Source organism: Peribacillus sp. B2I2 (assembly GCF_041261685.1).
Lineage (GTDB): Bacteria > Bacillota > Bacilli > Bacillales > DSM-1321 > Peribacillus.
This window is the reverse complement of record NZ_JBGCCB010000001.1, coordinates 1,162,990-1,182,742: the sequence shown is the minus strand read 5'-3', so window position 1 is coordinate 1,182,742 and position 19,753 is coordinate 1,162,990. Positions and strand designations below refer to the sequence as shown.

Here is a 19,753-nt window from a genome sequence, read left to right as displayed (position 1 = left end):
TTCACTCTCTTTATTTATAGTATAAATCCCATTATATTTCGGGGATGATCAAATCATTCATATTTTGGCGCAATACGGGAGTGGGTAGACGAATTACTTGATTTTCGGTAAAATGTTCCATTGCATATCGATGACAAGTAAAAAAGAAAATTTGCCGCTTTTCCGATACTTTTTTCAATAACTCAAGCATCCGTTTTGTCCTTTCCGCATCAAAATTGACGAAACTATCATCAATGATGAGAGGGAATGAATCATTTTCAAAAGTATGATCAGCAAGTGCAAGCCTTAGGGAAACATATATTTGCTCTGCTGTCCCGCGGCTGACCTCTTCAACCCTGAAACTCAAGCCATCACTGCGCTGTACCCAAATTCCTTCTCCCGACTGATCAAGGATGATTTTCCGATAGCTCCCATTCGTTAAAAAGGCAAAATGCCGCTCCGCATCAGCGATGACCTTCGGAAGGCGTTCCCTTTTATATCGATCCAAAGTCTTATTCAATAGGCTTTTGGCTATTGCCAATTTCGTCCATTCCTTTGCTTCTTCGTTAAAAGCAGCTTTCTCTTCATAAAAACGATGAAGTAAGTCATCATGAATCCCTGAAGCTTCAAGCTGTTTTATCCTATGCTTCGCATCAGACTGCTTCTCTAATAAAAGTGATTTCACCTTTACAGAATCCTTCCGTTTCCTTTCCAAGTTTTCAAATGTATATGTGGTGATCCCTTGTTTTAAGTATGTTTGGATTTGTTCTGGCTGCATTCCGGATTGCCCAATTTGAATGGTAATCAAATCAAGTTGTTTTTGTAAAGTGACTTTCTTTTCGGACAAGGCAGCGTCATGTCTGAACTCTTCCTCATCCCTGACCTTCGCTAACTTAAATAGCTGTTCCATTTCCGCATCAAGATAATCCTTTTCCATCGTCAGCTGCTCGATCTCGTTCGTCAAACGACTTTGTTCCTGCATCCATTGTGCTAGTTGAACGGAGAATTCAACCGTCCTATTCATTTCCCGTTTCAAAAGCCCAATTGCCTCCCGCCATGTGGATGGTTCAAAATCAAGGCTGTGTGCAAAATGGAATAAAGCCTTCGATTTACCTTCAAACTCAGCATATAGAAATTGGTATCTCTTGATCGTTTCATATTTCCTGTCAACGGCTTCCTTCCATTTCTCAAGCAGTTCAAATACAGATTCAAGATTGAAATCAACTCCGGGATAAGACAGGCCCCAACCGCTTAATATGCCTCTCACCTCCTTATCCAATCGGTCCCTGCCAGCTTCCCATGCGGCATATTCCTGAATGGTCGATTCAAACGCTTCCTCCCTTTCTTCATATTTGAACCTTTCACTTTCAAGCCGCCTTTTAAGTCGTTGGTCCAGTTCAAGCAACTGTCCCATCGACTCTCCTTCACTCCCTCTATAAGTTTCACTCCCAATTGCAGCCCTTTTCCTTTTCAGCTCATCCAATTGCCGGATATACCCGGACAATATATCATCTCCTTTGAAGAGAGACCTGGAAACCGCAAACAGAACAGCCATGGCCAGAAGTATAATTCCCAGCAAAATCTGTTCACTGAAATAACTTCCGATCGCACCTACACATAGAAGGACCATCAAACTGCCATTCATTATACGTGCACGTTTGCGGTGATGCGCTGCCTTCTTCCTCTGTAATGCCAATTGCTTTTCAACTTCAAGTATTTGTTCATCAAGAATATGGCTTTTGGCTGCTTCAAATTCGGTGTTATGCTGCTTGGTGTATAAGGCTTCCAGTTCTTTTCTTTTTTCTGCTGGCATTATCTGGGCCTTAATCTCCCTCAAGCGGGCTTCTGACGTTTCCAGATTTCCCTTTTGAAGTCCATATTTCTCATCAAGCTGTTTTTTATCATTTTGAAGTCGATGCTTTTCCCGCTCCGCCCTTTTGACCTTTTCCTTCATGAATGTACTGATATCAAGTTTTCTTATTTCATCATCAGAAACATCCAAGAATAATTCCTGTTTCACCTTTTCGATATTCTTTTCTTCCATCAGCCTTTCATGTTCCGCTTTTCTTATATCCAGCTCGAGCTTCTCCAGCAATGCTCCTTGATCGATCGCATGTTCAATCTGCTCTTTATTTTCCTTGATGAACGGTTTGATTTCGATTTCCGTGAGATTCCCCTCAAGTTTGGTCACTTTATCCGTCAATGCGGCAAGTTGGGCTTTCAGGGGCATTCCTACTGCCTGTAACTGTTCAAGCCTTTTTAAACCATCAACAGGAAAACTCACACCCTTGATTTTACCAATTTCAGTTTCAAGTTTCCCCCGTTCTTCAACTAAGGGTTTAATTCGCAAAAAAGTACTCATGTTAACAAGTGTTTCTTCAATCTCTTGAATATCTTCCGTGATTTCAGAAAGGTCCTCCTTAAGCTTTGCCTCTTCCTGAAGTAATGACGTATACGACTGCTGTTCTTCTTCTGAAGCTTTTACTTTTTTCTGCAATTCCTTAAGTTCTTTTATTCTCACATTCAGCTGAGGTTTTTGGCCTGATGGCTTGAACCTTAAATCCAGCTCTTTTTGCAATTTCGTTTCGGCTTCAAGAAGTTTATCATTTCCAATCAACCCAGCGGAAAGCAGATATTTACTCATGGTCCCTTCACTTAGTGTATGTATACCCTGCAGACCTTGAAGGTCGAAAGAAAAAATGGATTGGTAATAGTTTTTATCCACGCCATGGAGAATCTCATTCAGTTCTTCCTCGCCGCCAACCCTTCCATCTTCGAAGGTCAATTTCACATCTCCAGTAGCTTTTCCCTTCACCCGTTCAATAATGACTTCCCCATCTTTTTTTGTTATGAGACTAAGCCTTCCCCCATATTTGGCATGCATTTTAGGCTCGTAACGCGGTTCATTTTGAACCTTTGTTGGAAAACCAAAAAGCATACTATGAATGAAGGACATAATGGTTGACTTGCCTGATTCATTTTCCCCAAAGAAAATCTGCAGCTGTCCCAATTCAGGAAAACGCTGATTTTCGAGTTTGCCGTACCCATAAACATGGAGGTCTTTAATAATCAAATCCGTTCCTCCTCCCTACACTCATTTATTCGGTTCAAACACATGCAAAAGCCATCTTTCCGCTTCTTCCAAAAGCTCCCTCTGCTCTTCCAGCTCAATTGAATCAAGAAACCTTCTTGCACCCGGATGATTATAAAGCGGGGCCAGTGCAGCCTCCGTATCATCAAATTCAGAGGCAAGCATCGATACCTCAGCCATAAATGGCGATATCCTTTCATTTGACCTAAACATTGGCATGGACTGGATGACTTTTATTTTATACACCCATACAAACGATTCACCCTGCTCCTCTTCCTGCAAAATCCGGGTCAATTCCTCAAGATATTCCCCGAAAGCGTCTGCTGCGTCCCCAACATCCAGATTCATTTCCAAAAGAAAGTTTCTCCCATCAAAACTCTTCTTTTCAATTACTTCCTTGCATTGCTTGAACAGGGCATCAAATCCACCATCCGCGGATATTTCAATTGTTTCACTTTCCCATATCACTTCCGAGGTTTCAATAAAGGTATGGCGCTTCGTGTCCCCGTCGAATTCGACGAGCAGACACCCTTTAACTCCAGACTCCTTTCTGTTCCTGCCTTGAATGTTTCCTGGGTAAATCACTAGCGGATCTTCTGAAACCACCTGATGCTTATGGATATGGCCTAATGCCCAGTAATCAAAGTCTTTAGCAGCTAGTTCCTTCAATGAAAAAGGGGCGTATGGGCTATGTTCGGAATTGCCTTCCAAATTCCCATGAAGCAGACCAATATGATAATCAGCCCCTTCGGCTTTTATGTAGGTTTCAATCATTCTCTCCCTTACATGACGGCGTGGATAACTGAATCCATACAGGTGGACAGTCGTCCCACCGATTTTTTCAAATAGTTTCACTTCGGTTTGCCCTGAAAATACGTGGACATTATCCGGTAGCTCCACAGTAATCCATGAGCCGCTGAGATGATCATGATTACCATGGATGATATAGGCAGGGATCTGATGTCGCTGAAGTTTTTCCATTTCCCTTCGAAAGCGGACCTGTGTCCGGAGACTCCGATTTTCCCCATCAAACAGATCCCCCGATAACACGATAAAGTCAACCTGATGGGAAATTGCTTCATTAATGATATTTTGAAACGCTTTAAACGGGCTTTCCCTCAATTCCTTTAATATAGTTGAAGGCAAATCCTTCAACCCTGAGAAGGGACTATCCAAATGGAGATCCGCCGCATGAATGAACTTTACGCCGCTCAAAAGTATCACCTCGATTTCTATAAACATTTCACATTTAATTTTACCATGAATAGAACATACTTTCCCATTTATTATTATTTTAATACGTCATCATGGAATCCAGTATGGGCAAATTCAACAGGAAAAAGACCGAATGGCGTGAACATTGTTCCATGCACGGCATTCGGTCTTTTTCATTAATTAAAAATATCCATACTTAAATAGCGTTCGCCATTATCCGGTGCAATGCATAATACCCTTTTTCCACTTCCAAGACGCCGAGCTTCCTGCAGTGCAGTCCAGACAGAAGCACCGCCTGAAGGTCCAATCAATATACCTTCCTTCGAAGCCATATCCTTCATGGTAGAAATGGCATCTTCATCAGCCACTTGAACGATTTCATCAAATACCTCTGTATTTAAAATGCTTGGGATAAAACCTGGGCTCGTACCCACTAATTTATGAGGGCCAGGCTTTCCGCCCGAAAGAACAGGAGAACCCTTAGGCTCGACAACGACAACCCTTAAATCCAGCAGTTGTTCTTTTAATGCTTCACCTGTACCGGTTATCGTTCCTCCCGTTCCAGCAGTAGCGACAAACACATCCAGGTTTCCATCCATCTGATCTAGAATCTCGACTGCAGTCGTCACTCTGTGAATATCAGGGTTTGCTTGGTTTTCGAATTGCTGCGGAATAAAGCTATTGGGAATCTCCGCGGCGAGCTCCTCAGCTTTACGAATGGCTCCAGGCATCCGCTCTGATGCAGGGGTGAGGACAACTTCCGCTCCGTATGCCTTTAATATATTGATTCTTTCTTTTGACATATTATCCGGCATGACCATAATGGCCCGATAACCCTTTGCCGCGGCATTCATTGCAAGCCCAATGCCTGTATTTCCTGATGTTGGCTCTATAATCGTGGCCCCTGATTGAATGATTCCATCCAATTCAGCCTGCCTAATTAAGTTGAAGGCAGCCCGATCTTTTACACTGCGGCTCGGATTGAAATATTCAAGTTTCACAAATACTTCCGCGTCACCCTCCGCTGTTAAATGATTAATTCTGACAACAGGTGTATCTCCTATCAATTCCGTGATATTATTAACGATTCTTACTGTCATTCAAAAAAACTCCCTTCGATCCATACACTTTCCCTCAAGATTATTATATCATTTATGAATTTTCATTAAAGAGAGAATTCCTCTAGTATAAATAGGTTTTATTCTCATTCTAAAGGAAAAAAACTATAAAGTTTGTTCGGTATAGTTATTTTCCATCATTATTGAAGATATACAGTTTACTCTTCAATATTCTCAGTGTTAATACATTGCTCTGACATAATAATAGTCAAAATTAACAGATAATGATAAAATTTTTATAACAGTACCTATCTTTAGACAGTATTATATTGAAAAAGGAGTTTTAAAAATGAACAGAATATACAAATTAACCGTTTTTGAACCGTCAGGGGAAAAACTATTGGATGAATCATTTACAGCCGAGAATGATGAACAAGCAAAAGAATTGGGACAAAATCTATTGATTGAAAAAAACTATCAAGATCAAACACATCGCTGTACATCACCTTCAGGTGCACTATTACTTTTTCACCGCTGATTTTTAATGGGAGCGCAATCATTTTAAACTAGTTAGAGAAAGGCCGTCACAATAAAGTGACGGCCTTTCAAATTCATTTTCCGATGAAGTTCGGTTTCCTTTTTTCCACGAAAGCCTTTATTCCCTCTTGGTGATCCGCTGTTTGACGCATTTTCATTTGAGCGGCTTTTTCAATCTCAAGCATCTTAATTAATAGTGGGCGATTTTTTTCACTAAGGATCTTTTTCGTTTTTATCATGGCTTGAACTGGGCTTTGCAGCCACGTTTGCACTTTCTTCTCTACCGCATGTTCCAAGGTTCCGTCTGCCACTTCATGAATGAGGCCCTTTTCTTTAGCTTCGAGCGCTGTTAGCACTTTACCTTCCCAGATCAACTCTTTTGCACCTACTTCACCAAGACGACGCTCAAGGAAAAAGTGTCCGCCGCCATCAGGAATTAATCCAATTCCGATAAAATTCATTGCAATTTTACTATCCGAATCTGCAATAAGATGATCGGTTGCAAGAGCTATACTCAATCCAAGCCCTGCGGCTGCACCATGAATGGCACTGATGGTCAGTTTAGGCATGAAATATAATGTGGTGACCAATTCACTGATTCCATCCATCAGGTCATCGAAAGCGTTTTCTTCGCCAGGCGAGAGCATCATCTTAATATCCCCGCCAGCGGAAAATGCTTTCCCATTCCCTTTTAAAATGACGACGTCCACTTCTTCATTCTCACTTACTTCCTTAAGTGCATAAATAAAGTCATGCAGCATTTGCGGATTCAAAGAGTTCATGGCCTCTGGACGGTTCATTGCAACAGTAGCCTTCCGGTCCGAATATGTGACTAAAACAGTGCCTGCAGGTGATGTCGATTCAATACTCAATTTATTTCCTCCTCTTTCCTTCTATAACTCTATTATATATTTTTCATTAGTTATCAGAATAGGGCGAAAAGTTACAATTAAACAAACATACTATTTCTTGATATATTTATCCTGAAGCTGATCTCGCAAAGCCCTTTTCAAAAACTTCCCAACACCCGTTTTCGGAATATCATCCAAAAAGACCACTTCATCCGGCAGCCACCATTTTGCAAACTGCGGCTTTAAAAATTCGATGATTTCTTCTTGAGACACTTGTCCCTTGTATGCGTCCTTCAAAACAACACAGGCAATCGGTCGTTCCTGCCACTTTTCGTGAGGCACTGCAATTACTGCCGCCTCAAATATTCCTTCATGGGCCATTAATGCATTCTCTATATCTACGGAAGAAATCCACTCACCCCCGCTTTTAATCAAGTCTTTAGTCCGGTCGACGATTTTCACGAATCCTTCTTCATCAATCGTGACAACATCCCCGGTATACAGCCAGCCATTTTTAAACGTATCCCCTGACCGCTCATCTTTAAAATATTCATTCGCTATCCAAGGACCCCTGATTAGTAATTCGCCCATTTCCTTTCCATCAGGCTTTACTTCGCCTTCCTGACCGATCACTTTAATTTCAATCATTGGCGAGACAAGGCCCTGCTTAGCCTTCAACTCATAAAGTTCTTCTTCAGGGAGGTCTTCCTGATAGCTTTTTGGTTTGGAAACAAAAACGAGCGGGCTTGTTTCAGTCATTCCATAGGCATGCAGGAATGGTATCCCATACTTTTGTTCAAATGTTTTAATCATGCTTTTCGGGGCAGCCGACCCTCCGCATAAAACAGCGCGAATGCTGCTCGTATCATGGCTGCCTTCTTCTAGCTCCTTCAATAATCCCATCCATATCGTCGGAACCCCTGCTGCAATTGTGACCTTCTCCGTTTCTATAAGTTCAGCCAAAATCTTTGGGGTGAAATAAGGTCCCGGCAAAACCATCTTAGTGCCAAACCAAACACTGGCAAAAGGCATGCCCCAAGCATTTACATGAAACATGGGCACTACAGGAAGGGCCACATCACGTTCACTTAAAGCTGTAGAATCGGCAAGCCCCAGTGCAATCGCATGCAACAAAATTCCACGATGTGAATAAACCACCCCTTTTGGATTCCCGGTCGTGGCGAAAGTATAACATATGCCGGCAGGAGCATTTTCACCCAAGGTTTGAATGAATGGCTGTTTCGGATTCCCTTCGGCTAATAGTTTTTCGTAATGATAAATAGGTGAAAGGGTCGTTTCAGGCAGCTCATCTTTATCCGTCATTATGATATATCCTTCCACCGTCGTTAACTCATCTTTAATCGCTTCCAACAGGGGGATGACATCCGGATCTATCAGTAATAATCGATCTTCCGCACTATTGACGATATAAGAAACATGTTGAGGGGACAGGCGCATATTAATTGTATGTAGGACAGCACCATGACAAGGAATCGCAAAATAAGCTTCTAAATGACGATGATGGTTCCAAGCGAGTGTTCCAATCCGGTCACCTGTTTTAATACCGAATTTTTCAAGGTTACTAGTCAGCCTTCTTGTACGCTCAGCAATCTCAGCATATGTAAAAGTGTGAATTCCACCATCCGTACGCGAAACTACCTCTTTCTTAGGAAAATATTTTTCAGCTCTCTCAATGATTTGAGTCATGATCAATGGTGTATCCATCATTACAATCTCCCCCTAATATTGAAAACGTCTTCATTATATATTCGACCAGAAAAAAAATAATCCTTTTTCCCTAGGTGCGTTTTACGATTATTTTGAATTTGGGGTTATCTTGAAGATATTTCAAATAAAAAAAGGATCTAAACCAGATCCCTTTTTTTGATATTCTATTTGCCTGATTTCTTAGAATGCGGAAGCTCGTCAATGTTCCGTTTTACGATTATCCATTCGTCCATTGGACTTAGAAATTTAAACCATCATTAGTCCTTATCTAAAAAAACAAAATCCTGTAATGACTTTACCTTCGATCCATGGAAAGCTCTTTTAAATAGAGTAAGGATTCTTCTGCATAGGTATAAATTAAATCGTAAATTATTTCAGTATAAAAAGCAATATACTCTAAAGAAGATTAAAGAGACCACGACTTATTTTTTATGTTTCTTTCTAGAAAAAAGAGGAAATAGTAAAGATACAATTATATTTAGAGGGAGCTCATTTATGGTAAACAAAATAAACGATGAACTAGAAGCTTATTGTGCGAGTGAATATTCAAAGCTATCACGAGTGATCGTCTGTGAACCTCGTCATATGGAAATCAGGGAGATCATTAACGAAACTCAAAAAGAGTTTCAAGAAGAAAATATCGATCAGGCACTTGCCTTGAAGCAGCACGCCCAATTTATTAAGGCTCTTGAACATGAAGGGATTGAAGTCATAAAACTTCCGCCCGAATTAACATATCCAGAACAAGTCTTTACGAGAGATATCGGTTTCACTCTTGGCAATACCGTTTACGTTGCTGAGTTGGCAACAGGTATCAGGCAGGGTGAAGAACAAATATTGAAATCCTGGCTCGAAACGAATGGTATCTCATTTTTCAACCTTCTCAAAAATCATATTGAGGGCGGGGATGTCCTTATAGACGGAAAGACCATCTATATTGGAATCAGTGAAAGAACGGATGAATCATCCGTCAAGCATCTTCAAACCCTATTACCTGAATACGATATCATCGCGGTTCCTTTCATTGAAACGTTCCTTCATTTAGATTGTGTTTTCAATATCATATCACCGACAGAGGCGCTTATTTTTCCAGAGTCCTTTACAAAAAAAGAGATGGATTTATTAGCTTCACGTTATGACATGATTGAAGTGACTAAAGAAGAACAATTCACCTTAGGAACAAACGTGCTTTCGATTGGGAATAAAAAATTATTCAGTCTTCCTTGTAATAAACAGGTAAATAGTGAGCTTCGTAAACGCGGATACGAAGTCATTGAAGTCGATATAAGCGAAATCATCAAGTCCGGTGGCTCTTTCCGTTGTTGCACAATGCCACTATTGAGGACAACGAATAAGAAGACTGACCCAGCCTGAGCAGAACGAAAGAAACCCGACTTGTATTGAAGTCCGGTTTCTCAGGACAGTAGGCAAACTCGATCAAAATCGAGTTTACCTACTGTTTTTTTATGGCTTGTACATTTGATTGGAAGTCTCGCACCTTCCGCTCCAATCAACTTTGTTACAAAATTTAGATAGAAACCATACCTGAGGAGTTGAAGGTATTGCTTTGGGTTAAATATAATAAACGTGTTCTATCCCTAATATTTCCCTTTGAGCTTTTCTAATCTTGGATTAAGTTTATGTAATCAACCTTTTCTGGTTCATTTAATTCGCATGTAATATGGCGTTTTGATGCTAAAATAACTAAACCTTCAACGGGATATGCAACGTCTTGGTGAGCATAAAATATTCAGATTCGACTATTACACCACCCTCTGCTTCTACTTCCCCACTTGTCAAAGCACAGCTTAAACATTCAACTTCCACCGTTTTTCCATTAGATAAAGTAATTTTCCTCATAAGTCCCTCTAAAGTTTACACCTTAAAAATCCGGCTACGTTAAATAACTCTAACTCTGATGATATTCGGGCACATGAGAGTTCTAAATACAATAAAAAGATGCTTGTCTGGAATTTTGAAAGTACGGATCTCCTCCTTTCATTAATGCAGCAGTCTTAATATAGTTTCAGAATCCTTTCTATTTAACTGTACATACTGGCTATGTTCATCCTTCGTCAATTCTACAATATTTTCATCAGTATTTACCCAAACATAAAATACAGCTATTTTACCCTCGCTTTTTTCATCATTAAAATAAAAGATGAAGTCCGCCTTAGAATGATCCTTTTCCAATGTAAATTCTTCCCAATCAGCATTTTTTACTATTTCTTTTGTTTTTTCTGTTTTCCCCATTTCTATCTTTTCTTTATATGCTTCGAATTTGTAGTTTTTCCCTTCATATTTTTGAATGGAAATATGTTCTTGCTTTGTTGTACAACCTGCAGTTAACGTTATTGCTAATAGGCTAAGTGCAAGCAGGAATGGTTTCCTTTTCATTAAATGCCACCTCCTCATACCTAAGTGGATTAATTATCCAATATATTTCATTATACTAGTCCACTCAAAAGAGTTATAGCAATGTTTATTGATTTATTAGCAGCAAAAAAACCCTCAAGCTTTTGACTTGAGAGTTCCTTCCCCCGGTATCCCTTGGGATGATAGCCTGCATTCAACCAAACCAAACAGAAAATAGTTCCTCGTTGATGCCCAGATTGTACATATAATAGATACCGAAAACTGTGCTTATCACACCAGTCAACCGGATGAGTGAACGATTGACTTTTTTGGAAGAAGAACTTGTGACAAAGGGGATGCTTAAAATCGTGGTGAACAGAAGCATGCCTATACAAGTACCTACACCAAATATGATAATGTAGATTGCCCCCTGCCACGCTGCATCTATCGTACTCATAGTTAGAAGGACCATTGCAGCACTGCCGGCAAGTCCGTGGACAATTCCCACTAACATCGATTTCAGATAGGTAGCCCGGCCTGTATGGTCATGCTGCTCAGTTTGCTTCCAAGAAAAAATCGTCGTGATACCTAAATACACCAACATGATTCCCACAAGAAATTCCAATGACATTGCCCAAGCTTCCGGAATTTCGTTTTTCAAAAGGATCAGGATGACACCGAACACCAAAAGAGTAAGTGTATGGCCGATTCCCCAAAATACGCCTGCAAGTGAAGATTTCCATATTTTCTTGCTTTGGCTCGCAATCGTAGAAACGGCAATGATATGATCGGGCTCCAGGGCATGCTTGATGCCTAATGCAAATCCAATCGCCAAAACCAGCAATAAACTCATTTCCATAAAACCCCTCCTTTCCCTTTGCTAATATTTACGATAAAAGATTGCATCCTCCCGCAGGACTCTCCTTCGGAATAGATCCTCACAAACAGAAAATACCTTTTCTATCTGTTGAGTTTGATTTGCTAATATCCGCAGTATGAAACCACGTATTGGCAGCCGGGAAAAACCTATTCTAACATTGCTTCTTAACGGGGAAAGCATTTCATCCAGTTCGTTAATGATTTCCCCATCCACCTCTTCATGTATCAATAATAATGAGCCAAAATGACTGTATCCTTCCAATAAGAGCACAGAGTCCATCTCGTCTGAAGGATTCAGAAGCAAGTGGTCCATTATCAGCCTTTTACCATCATGGAACACGTTTAGTTTGGAGCGGATCCAATCATATGTAAATTTCGTCTTACTCTCTGACCATCCCGGTGTAAATATATCCGTCAGCAACAATCCCGCCCCGCTTTCCATATGTATCGTCGTATCCTGAATATATCGAGCAGATTCATAGGCAATTACAGGGTCCTGCACATAGGTAAGAAAACTCCCCTTTTTTAATACCAGCTCGGTTTCCCTGAACTGCCGGCTCATCCATCGTTTTGTATATCTTTGTCGCAGACTGTGTTGTCAACGTCATTGTAGCCCCTTCTTCCAAACAAAAAAGCTGATGGTACTTGTCACCACCTACATAGCCGCCTCCAACATGAATGAGAAAGTAGGTAGGTGAAAGTTCATCAAGAAACACAGGACGGGACAATTTGAATGCCCCGTCATAATAAGTATCCTTCACTATTGTACGATCATTTTTCAGTACCGCCTTTAAGCGAATGCTGCCTGTCCAACTCACCGCTCAAGTCCTATAAGAAATGCCTCTGACTTTATCCAGTTCACGACATCAGTCAATCCCTTTTCGTCTTTTAAGTTAGTAAAAAAGAAAGGTTTATCCCCTCGGGTCGTTAATGTATCCCTCTCCATCACTTCCAGACTTGCTCCTACATACGGGGCCAAGTCCGTTTTATTAATGATGAATAAATCCGATTTAATCATTCCCTGGCCACCTTTCCGGGGGATTTTCTCCCCTTGTGCGACATCAATGATATAGATGGAAAAGTCAACGAGTTCAGGGCTGAAGGTCGCCGCTAAATTATCACCGCCGCTCTCCACAAAAATCAAATCCAGTTCCGGATGGAGTTCCATCAATTCATCAATGGCTGCAAAGTTCATCGAAGCGTCCTCACGTATCGCTGTATGCGGACAGCCGCCAGTTTCCACACCGATGATGCGATTTTCAGGAAGTACACCATTTTTCATTAAAAACAGCGCATCTTCTTTTGTATATATATCATTCGTTACAACTGCCATGCTGAAGTCCTTTTCCATTACCCGTGTCAGCTTCTCGACAAGCATCGTTTTTCCGGCACCAACCGGGCCGCCTACACCTATTTTGACTACTTGTTTCATCTATATCGATTTACCTCCATATGAGATAAATCTGTCACCTCTTTTCTGGTTAACTCATGAATAGTCTTACATGTAATTGCTCATGCCTCATTTGAGCGATTTCCAATCCCGGCAGTGTCCGTCCGAGTTCATCCTCCGGAAGACTTTTAATGAATGCAACAGCTGTCTGGATAATATCATGTGTCCATAATAAGAGGGATTGTCCAGCTGTCTGACCCAAAGGGATTCCTCTTACTGCATTTTGGATCAACGAGGATACGCCTGCATACAAACAGGCATGAATGGCCATTTCTACGGTAATATTCAGTTCGGTACATACAAGCGCAAATACAATGGCCGGATGTCCATAACATTGTTTTCCTTGGATTTTCTTCAAGTATGCCGATAACTCTTCGGACGGATATAAGTTCGAGCATAGTTTAGCCATCTGCTGTCCAATTCTTTTCGAGGCCTCCCTGGATTCCCGGGCCGAACATGCGGCATAAAGCTTCTCATCCAGATCCCATATTCCTTCAGCCCTATGACTTGTTACGAATTCATATGCAAGCCGGCACCCCAGTCCATCTGTATAGGTTAAAGATTTTGAAATGTATACCTTCAAAAACGCCTTTAAAGAAGCTGCATCATGTACCTTCCCTTCTTGAATGTAGGTCTCCATCCCGAATGAATGGGAGAACGACCCAGAAGGAAAATTGGAATCACAAAGCTGGATCAACGGAAACAAACGTTCAATCATGTGAATGGCCGATGTGACGGAATGCCTGCTTCACCTTTCTCTTTTCACGGCGAAACGGTATATCCAGTTCCATTAAAAGCTCTTCCACCAGGTAATCATATTGAACAAGCATTTCATCGCCATCAAACTGGGCAGGTAAGTGGCGATTTCCCAATTGATGCGCTATATCGCCCATCTGCCCTAGGGTTGTAGGCATGATCGTCAAAATATCGTCATCTATCGTATGGATCACAATCATATTATTTTCATCCATATAAAGGATGTCCCCATCCATCAAATCCTTGTTTTCTTTAAGGCGTATCCCAATTTCATTTCCATGATCCGTTTTAACCCTTAGTATCCGTTTTCTTAATGCATCGCTTTCCAGATAAACCTTTTCCATATGCTTCGCCTTTTTTTCAATAAACTCTATATTTCCCAATACTTCTTCAACTATCATGCCATCACCTCAGAATAAAAAGTATCGTTGCGCCATCGGCAGGATTTCCGCTGGCTCACACGTAATTAAATCACCATCCACCGTCACTTCATATGTTTGCGGATCAACTTCTATAACGGGGGTCTCCCCGTTTAACTTCATATCTTTTTTTGTAAGATTGCGAATGTTCGAGACAGTCTTCACTATTTTTTTCAACCCAAGGTCATCATGAATTCCCGCTTCATATGACGCTTTTGACAGGAACGTAATCGACGTACTCGCAACGGCCTTTCCAAAACTTGCAAACATCGGGCGATATAACACGGGTTGCGGCGTTGGAATCGAGGCATTCGGATCCCCCATCATACTGTGCGCAATCATGCCCCCTTTTAGAATCATGTCCGGTTTAACCCCGAAAAAGGCAGGATCCCATAGCACCAAGTCCGCGAATTTCCCTTCTTCCACAGATCCGACGACATCAGAGATTCCATGTGTGATTGCAGGGTTTATCGTATATTTTGCAACATAACGCTTAACACGGAAATTGTCTCCTTCCCCTGCCTCCTCCAACATTTTGCCACGCTGCTTTTTCATCTTATCGGCTGTCTGCCATGTCCGCAGGATAACTTCACCTACACGGCCCATTGCTTGGGAATCGGAGCTGATCATGCTAAAAACGCCCAGGTCATGCAGAATGTCTTCAGCGGCAATCGTCTCTTTTCTTATCCGGGAATCGGCAAAAGCGATATCTTCCGGAACGGATGGATCTAAATGATGGCATACCATCAGCATATCCAAATGCTCTTCCAACGTATTGATCGTGTATGGACGGGTAGGGTTCGTCGAGGACGGGAGAATATTGGGATAACTAGCCGCCTTGATGATATCAGGGGCATGTCCCCCGCCCGCTCCTTCGGTATGATATGTATGAATGACACGGCCGTCGATGGCATTGATCGTATCCTCGACGAAACCACCTTCATTTAGCGTGTCGGAATGAATCGCCACTTGAACATCATATTCATCTGCCACTATTAAACTAGTATCGATCGCTGCAGCCGTCGTACCCCAATCTTCATGTAATTTCAACCCGATCGCACCAGCTTCTATTTGTTCAACAAGCGGTTCTTTGGCCGAAGAATTGCCTTTGCCTAAAAAACCAAGGTTCATAGGGAAATGATCTGCCGCTTCGAGCATTTTATGTATATTCCAAGCTCCCGGAGTACAAGTCGTGGCATTCGTTCCCGTTGCAGGTCCGGTTCCCCCGCCGATCATTGTCGTGATCCCGCTTGATAGTGCAGTCTCGATTTGCTGCGGGGCAATGAAATGGATGTGGGCGTCAATCCCTCCGGCAGTAACGATTTTTCCTTCAGCTGCAATTATTTCGGTAGCGGCTCCTATCACCATTGTCACCCCATCCATCAATAGGGGATTTCCCGCTTTTCCGATAGCTGCAATATTTCCATCTTTCACGCCGATATCCGCCTTATAAACGCCGGTATAATCGATGATGATCGCGTTGGTGAAAACAAGATCCATCACTTCATCTCTTGTAGCGGTTGGATGTTGCCCCATACCATCACGGATTACTTTACCCCCGCCAAATTTCACTTCATCACCGTACTTTGTAAAATCCTTTTCCACTTCTATGAAAAGCTCGGTATCTGCCAATCTAATTAAATCTCCTGTTGTCGGACCAAACATGTCGGCATATTGCTTACGTGACATTTCATGGCTCATATTTTCACTCCTTATCAAGCGGACCATTCGTTTTATTGCTTAATCCATAAACTTCCCTCTTGCCGCTGAATGGAACCAGCTCGATTTCCTTCGCATCCCCCGGCTCAAAACGGACAGCTGTACCGGCAGGAATGTTCAGTCTTTTCCCAAAAGCATCCTCACGATTGAACTCCAGACCAGTATTCACTTCATAAAAGTGAAAGTGTGAGCCAATCTGTATCGGACGGTCGCCCCTGTTGATGACAGTTATGACCGTTGGACTTTTCCCCTCGTTACATATGACCGGTTCTTTTTTCAAGATATATTCACCTGGTATCATGGAATTCCCCCTTTACTGAATCGGATTATGAACTGTCACAAGCTTTGTACCGTCCGGGAACGTCGCCTCAACTTGAATATCATGAATAATCTCTGGGATCCCTTCCATAACATCTTCACTTGAAAGAATCGTCCTTCCAAATTGCATCAATTCCGATACGGATTTCCCATCCCTGGCCCCTTCCACAATTTCATAGGTAATCAGGGCAATGGATTCAGGATAGTTCAATTTCAAGCCTCGATCTTTTCGCCTTCGTGCCAAATCTGCCGCCACTACAACCAATAACTTTTCCTGTTCTCTTGCTGTTAAACGCATACCCTCTCTCCTTTTACCAATCTATACCGTTAAAATACCTACCCCTTAAGTTCGGCTGCAACTCTTTCAATGCACCGTTTCAATCAATTACCATTATCCGATCCAACATTCCGTTCCTTAACTTTACATAGTTATGTAAGTTTACCTAACATTATTTTAATTATAATAAATTATCTGACAATTACAACCCTTAAAATGAAATTAATTGTAAATTGATAAGCCTTCCCCTTTTGAAAAGACTTATCTAAAATTTGATAATATTGAAATATCCTTGCTATAATTTCATGAGATAGTGTTTTGAAAAAAAGGATTGAAAGGGGAATGTAAAATGAATTATGTGAAAAATCAGCTGACAGCCATGCGCAGCAATCTTTTAAAAGAAATAGAGGGTATCAATCCAGAATTTATGGATGTGCAGCCTGAAGGTTTTAATAATACGATCCATTGGCACCTTGGACATGTTCTTACTGCAGCGGAAAAATTTTTATTGAACTCCAACAGTAATTTGCCAGAGAATTACGGCCAGTTATTCGGATATGGATCAAAACCCGCCGACTGGACCGGGGATGTACCATCCGTTGAAGTTTTAAAGCAACAACTGCAAGAACAACTTGGTCGTCTTCTTGAAATTCCGGAGGAACGATTGACAGAAAAAGCTGCACAACCTTTCAACGGAATGGAAACAGTTGGAGAATTCATTAATTTCGTAGTCCTGCACGAAGCCAATCATATAGGACAAATTCACGCAATGAAACTCTTCATTAAAAAATCTACTAACTGATTTATCCACAAGCTGTCACTCTATTTTTCTTGAAAAATGAGTGACAGTTTTTTAGATTTAAGTCGGCAACTTACCAGTCAAATATGTTGTTTTAATCACCAAAGTTTCCTGACATGTGAGTATGGGTGCGTTTACTCGTAAGTTTGAAGCAAATACTCGTGAGTTCGGGGCTTTTACTCGTGAGTTCCGGCCTTTTACTCGTGAGTTTCCGGCTTTTACTCGTGAGTTTCGAGCTTTTACTCGTGAGTTTCGAGCGTTACTCGTGAGTTCGGGGCTTTTACTCGTGAGTTTCCGGCTTTTACTCGTGAGTTTCCGGCTTTTACTCGTGAGTTTCCGGCTTTTACTCGTGAGTTTCCGGCTTTTACTCGTGAGTTCGGGGCTTTTACTCGTGAATTGAGCATTACTCGTGAGTTCGGGACTTTTATGGGGCAAATCCATGCAATGCTGCGTGTGTTCGATGCTTCAAGCCAATGAACAAATGAAAGCCCCCACTTTAAAGCAGGGGCTTTCATTTGTTCATTCTCTCCCAGTACAGCGAAGTAAACACCACTTCAAGACATCTGATCGTGGTTATCCATATAATCACTGTATGCTTTTTCCGCAGCGGCTTCCGAAGAGAACAAAGCATCATCATCCTCAATCGTATGAAATGTTTCGTTCAGGAATAAGGCTACTGCATTGGGATCTTTTGGATGTGGGACAATTTCCGCTGCCCTTATATTCGAAACGGTAGGAACATGGGGATTATTATAAATTACAAACACCTCGTCACCGACTTGTACTTCTTTCGCATTGATAATACCCATTGAATTCTTCCTTTCCATTACTGATTTTCCTTTAGTTTATGGAAAGTTGCTTAGAATTATTTATGAAAAATAACAGCCTTGCAAAGCGGCATAATGTGAATGAGGCCCCTTCCATATGAAGGAGCCCCACCATTCACTTAAGCATATTCATCTTCTGCAGAAAATCGATTGGATGCTGTTTCCGGAAAAATTCCCTAAGCATATAGGCAACACCATCTTGATCATTGGAGCGCGTCACCCATTTTGCCACTTTCCTTACTTCCTCATCCGCGTTGCCCATGGCAACACCCAGACCGGAACCCGCAATCATCTCCAAATCATCCAATCCATCTCCAATCGAGACGATTTCCGTTCTTTTCACCTCTAAATGATCAGCTAAATACAATACACCGCTCCATTTGGAAACGCCCTTCGGAACAATTGTCAGCTTATGGCCCGGATGTAAGATTGCATCCACCTCTGGGAACATTTCCTTTATCAATTTCAGCATTTCATTTCGATCACTTTTTTCTGAAAATATTATGTCCATTTTCGTCGGAGCCATCGGATTGTCAATAAGCTCTTCACTGATATCATCCACATAATTTTGAGCATAAATATTTTGATCATTCAAATACATAACCGTTTTGCCAAGCAAATTCTCCGGGAGGTTCACCCGATTGCCCAGCGAGTATTTTTCATGAATGAGCAAAATTTGGCATGTGGTCTTTTCAAGCATTTGCACGAGTTCTGCAGTCAGTTCTTCTGAAATTCTTTTTACCATAATGGGCTTTTCAATGGAAGCTCCGACAAACGCTCCTTGTTGAGCAACGATCATCGGATTTATTTTTAGGGCTTTGGCCACTTTTTTTGCTGAGTGATAGTTTCTTGATGTCACAAGTGCAACATGGACACCTTTTTGGTGTACATAATCGATTGCTTCTTTTGTCGATTTATTTAAACGTCCATTTGACTGGAGCAATGTCCCGTCGATATTGACCGCAAGTAGACGATATACCATGCTGATCTCCCCCATCTGTAATATCCTCTTTAAAATTTATGACTAAAATTTAGAGAGTAGAACAAATAGTAGTTCACACCCCTTGCATACGGTACATTTCGAGAACAAAAAAAACTCCCAACCATTATAGAAGGGAGTCTCCAACTGCTTATTGCTGTTGTTCAGGCAAGCCATATAAATCTTCAAGCGGCTTCATGATAATTTTATTGAGGTCTGCGATAACCATGCTCATACGCTGTTCAGCTTCCATCAATTGTGAAATGGTTGGGTTTTGTTGGACAAGCTGTACCGTCTTTTGTGCTTGCTCAACCTCTTCTGGAGCAATCTCCTGTCCCATCATTTGCTTTTGCTGCAATGACATTTGAAGATTACGGAAGTTTTCAAACATTCCTTTTGTTGCTTCATCAGAATTTACAAGATCATATAAGCGTTGCAAGTCCGCATATTCATTACTTGCCCTAATCGCCTTTTCCATTTCATACGCTGCATCATATACGTTACTCATGTATTTCC

The 19,753-nt window shown here is 41.4% G+C and carries 24 protein-coding genes; 5 read left to right on the top strand and 19 right to left on the bottom strand.

The features are described 5' to 3' along the window. Positions 1 to 31 precede the first annotated feature (31 nt). From ABIE66_RS05995 to cysK, 3 genes are all read right to left on the bottom strand, one after another. A complete protein-coding gene (locus ABIE66_RS05995) occupies positions 32 to 3,052 on the bottom strand; it encodes an ATP-binding protein (protein ID WP_370014179.1) in 3,021 nt (1,006 codons plus the stop codon). A gap of 21 nt (positions 3,053 to 3,073) precedes the next feature. Beyond that, positions 3,074 to 4,312 (bottom strand): metallophosphoesterase family protein, encoded by a 1,239-nt coding sequence (locus ABIE66_RS05990; RefSeq protein WP_370014177.1) that lies wholly within the window; start codon positions 4,310 to 4,312, stop codon positions 3,074 to 3,076. A 149-nt stretch (positions 4,313 to 4,461) separates the two neighbouring features. Continuing rightward, the gene (cysK, locus tag ABIE66_RS05985) at positions 4,462 to 5,385 is read right to left on the bottom strand and encodes a cysteine synthase A (RefSeq protein WP_289324048.1); all 924 of its coding nucleotides are present in this window, start codon (positions 5,383 to 5,385) and stop codon (positions 4,462 to 4,464) included. Between the two features lie 307 nt (positions 5,386 to 5,692). On the opposite strand from cysK, the gene ABIE66_RS05980 reads away from it, so the two are divergent. Then, positions 5,693 to 5,881 (top strand): YhzD family protein, encoded by a 189-nt coding sequence (locus tag ABIE66_RS05980; RefSeq protein ID WP_289324047.1) that lies wholly within the window; start codon positions 5,693 to 5,695, stop codon positions 5,879 to 5,881. 73 nt (positions 5,882 to 5,954) lie between these two features. On the opposite strand, the gene ABIE66_RS05975 is transcribed toward ABIE66_RS05980, so the two are convergent. Then, complete coding sequence (locus ABIE66_RS05975; RefSeq protein ID WP_370016987.1) at positions 5,955 to 6,746, bottom strand: enoyl-CoA hydratase; 792 nt, start codon at positions 6,744 to 6,746, stop codon at positions 5,955 to 5,957. Between the two features lie 96 nt (positions 6,747 to 6,842). After that, positions 6,843 to 8,459, bottom strand: coding sequence for a long-chain fatty acid--CoA ligase (locus tag ABIE66_RS05970; protein ID WP_370014176.1), 1,617 nt, complete (start codon positions 8,457 to 8,459; stop codon positions 6,843 to 6,845). Positions 8,460 to 8,954: 495 nt separating this feature from the next. Here ABIE66_RS05970 and ABIE66_RS05965 point away from each other — a divergent pair, with 495 nt between their 5' ends. Beyond that, positions 8,955 to 9,833: a dimethylarginine dimethylaminohydrolase family protein gene (locus tag ABIE66_RS05965; RefSeq protein ID WP_370014175.1), complete on the top strand. Its 879-nt coding sequence runs from the start codon at positions 8,955 to 8,957 to the stop codon at positions 9,831 to 9,833. 330 nt (positions 9,834 to 10,163) lie between these two features. Here the strand turns inward: ABIE66_RS05965 and ABIE66_RS05960 are convergent, their stop codons facing one another. From ABIE66_RS05960 to ABIE66_RS05910, 11 genes are all read right to left on the bottom strand, one after another. After that, positions 10,164 to 10,319: a hypothetical protein gene (locus ABIE66_RS05960; protein WP_353957894.1), complete on the bottom strand. Its 156-nt coding sequence runs from the start codon at positions 10,317 to 10,319 to the stop codon at positions 10,164 to 10,166. 141 nt (positions 10,320 to 10,460) lie between these two features. Continuing rightward, on the bottom strand, positions 10,461 to 10,856 hold the full coding sequence (locus ABIE66_RS05955; protein ID WP_289324043.1) for a hypothetical protein: 396 nt from the start codon (positions 10,854 to 10,856) through the stop codon (positions 10,461 to 10,463). A 172-nt stretch (positions 10,857 to 11,028) separates the two neighbouring features. Next, entirely contained in the window at positions 11,029 to 11,673 is a 645-nt protein-coding gene (locus ABIE66_RS05950) for a HoxN/HupN/NixA family nickel/cobalt transporter (protein WP_214743531.1), read from the bottom strand. Between the two features lie 21 nt (positions 11,674 to 11,694). Further along, positions 11,695 to 12,195: an urease accessory protein UreD gene (locus ABIE66_RS05945; protein ID WP_370014174.1), complete on the bottom strand. Its 501-nt coding sequence runs from the start codon at positions 12,193 to 12,195 to the stop codon at positions 11,695 to 11,697. Next, complete coding sequence (locus tag ABIE66_RS05940; protein WP_370014173.1) at positions 12,170 to 12,511, bottom strand: urease accessory protein UreD; 342 nt, start codon at positions 12,509 to 12,511, stop codon at positions 12,170 to 12,172. The genes ABIE66_RS05945 and ABIE66_RS05940 overlap by 26 nt, the downstream gene beginning before the upstream one ends. After that, a complete protein-coding gene (gene ureG / locus ABIE66_RS05935; RefSeq protein WP_370014172.1) occupies positions 12,508 to 13,125 on the bottom strand; it encodes an urease accessory protein UreG in 618 nt (205 codons plus the stop codon). The genes ABIE66_RS05940 and ureG overlap by 4 nt, the downstream gene beginning before the upstream one ends. 49 nt (positions 13,126 to 13,174) lie before the next feature. Continuing rightward, positions 13,175 to 13,861, bottom strand: a complete 687-nt coding sequence (locus ABIE66_RS05930; RefSeq protein ID WP_289324039.1) for an urease accessory protein UreF — start codon at positions 13,859 to 13,861, stop codon at positions 13,175 to 13,177. Then, positions 13,854 to 14,300: an urease accessory protein UreE gene (gene ureE / locus ABIE66_RS05925; RefSeq protein ID WP_289324038.1), complete on the bottom strand. Its 447-nt coding sequence runs from the start codon at positions 14,298 to 14,300 to the stop codon at positions 13,854 to 13,856. Before ureE ends, ABIE66_RS05930 begins: the two co-directional genes overlap by 8 nt. A gap of 9 nt (positions 14,301 to 14,309) precedes the next feature. Beyond that, positions 14,310 to 16,019, bottom strand: a complete 1,710-nt coding sequence (gene ureC / locus ABIE66_RS05920) for an urease subunit alpha (RefSeq protein ID WP_370014170.1) — start codon at positions 16,017 to 16,019, stop codon at positions 14,310 to 14,312. 4 nt (positions 16,020 to 16,023) lie between these two features. Then, the gene (locus tag ABIE66_RS05915) at positions 16,024 to 16,338 is read right to left on the bottom strand and encodes an urease subunit beta (protein WP_289324036.1); all 315 of its coding nucleotides are present in this window, start codon (positions 16,336 to 16,338) and stop codon (positions 16,024 to 16,026) included. A gap of 12 nt (positions 16,339 to 16,350) precedes the next feature. Continuing rightward, positions 16,351 to 16,653: an urease subunit gamma gene (locus ABIE66_RS05910; protein WP_289317572.1), complete on the bottom strand. Its 303-nt coding sequence runs from the start codon at positions 16,651 to 16,653 to the stop codon at positions 16,351 to 16,353. 328 nt (positions 16,654 to 16,981) lie between these two features. On the opposite strand from ABIE66_RS05910, the gene ABIE66_RS05905 reads away from it, so the two are divergent. The 3 genes from ABIE66_RS05905 (at position 16,982) to ABIE66_RS05895 (ending at position 17,831) form a co-directional block, all read left to right on the top strand. Then, the gene (locus ABIE66_RS05905) at positions 16,982 to 17,434 is read left to right on the top strand and encodes a DinB family protein (protein WP_370014169.1); all 453 of its coding nucleotides are present in this window, start codon (positions 16,982 to 16,984) and stop codon (positions 17,432 to 17,434) included. Positions 17,435 to 17,559: 125 nt separating this feature from the next. Next, the gene (locus tag ABIE66_RS05900) at positions 17,560 to 17,700 is read left to right on the top strand and encodes a hypothetical protein (RefSeq protein ID WP_370014168.1); all 141 of its coding nucleotides are present in this window, start codon (positions 17,560 to 17,562) and stop codon (positions 17,698 to 17,700) included. Beyond that, positions 17,697 to 17,831 (top strand): hypothetical protein, encoded by a 135-nt coding sequence (locus ABIE66_RS05895; protein WP_370014167.1) that lies wholly within the window; start codon positions 17,697 to 17,699, stop codon positions 17,829 to 17,831. The genes ABIE66_RS05900 and ABIE66_RS05895 overlap by 4 nt, the downstream gene beginning before the upstream one ends. 154 nt (positions 17,832 to 17,985) lie before the next feature. Here ABIE66_RS05895 and ABIE66_RS05890 read toward each other — a convergent pair whose 3' ends face one another. From ABIE66_RS05890 to ABIE66_RS05880, 3 genes are all read right to left on the bottom strand, one after another. Then, positions 17,986 to 18,240 (bottom strand): transcriptional regulator SplA domain-containing protein, encoded by a 255-nt coding sequence (locus tag ABIE66_RS05890; protein WP_370014166.1) that lies wholly within the window; start codon positions 18,238 to 18,240, stop codon positions 17,986 to 17,988. A 133-nt stretch (positions 18,241 to 18,373) separates the two neighbouring features. Continuing rightward, positions 18,374 to 19,240 carry a Cof-type HAD-IIB family hydrolase gene (locus tag ABIE66_RS05885; RefSeq protein WP_370014165.1) on the bottom strand — a complete coding sequence of 289 codons (867 nt, stop codon included), beginning with the start codon at positions 19,238 to 19,240 and terminating at the stop codon, positions 18,374 to 18,376. Positions 19,241 to 19,388: 148 nt separating this feature from the next. Next, complete coding sequence (locus tag ABIE66_RS05880) at positions 19,389 to 19,745, bottom strand: YlbF/YmcA family competence regulator (protein WP_034314741.1); 357 nt, start codon at positions 19,743 to 19,745, stop codon at positions 19,389 to 19,391. Positions 19,746 to 19,753 lie beyond the last annotated feature (8 nt).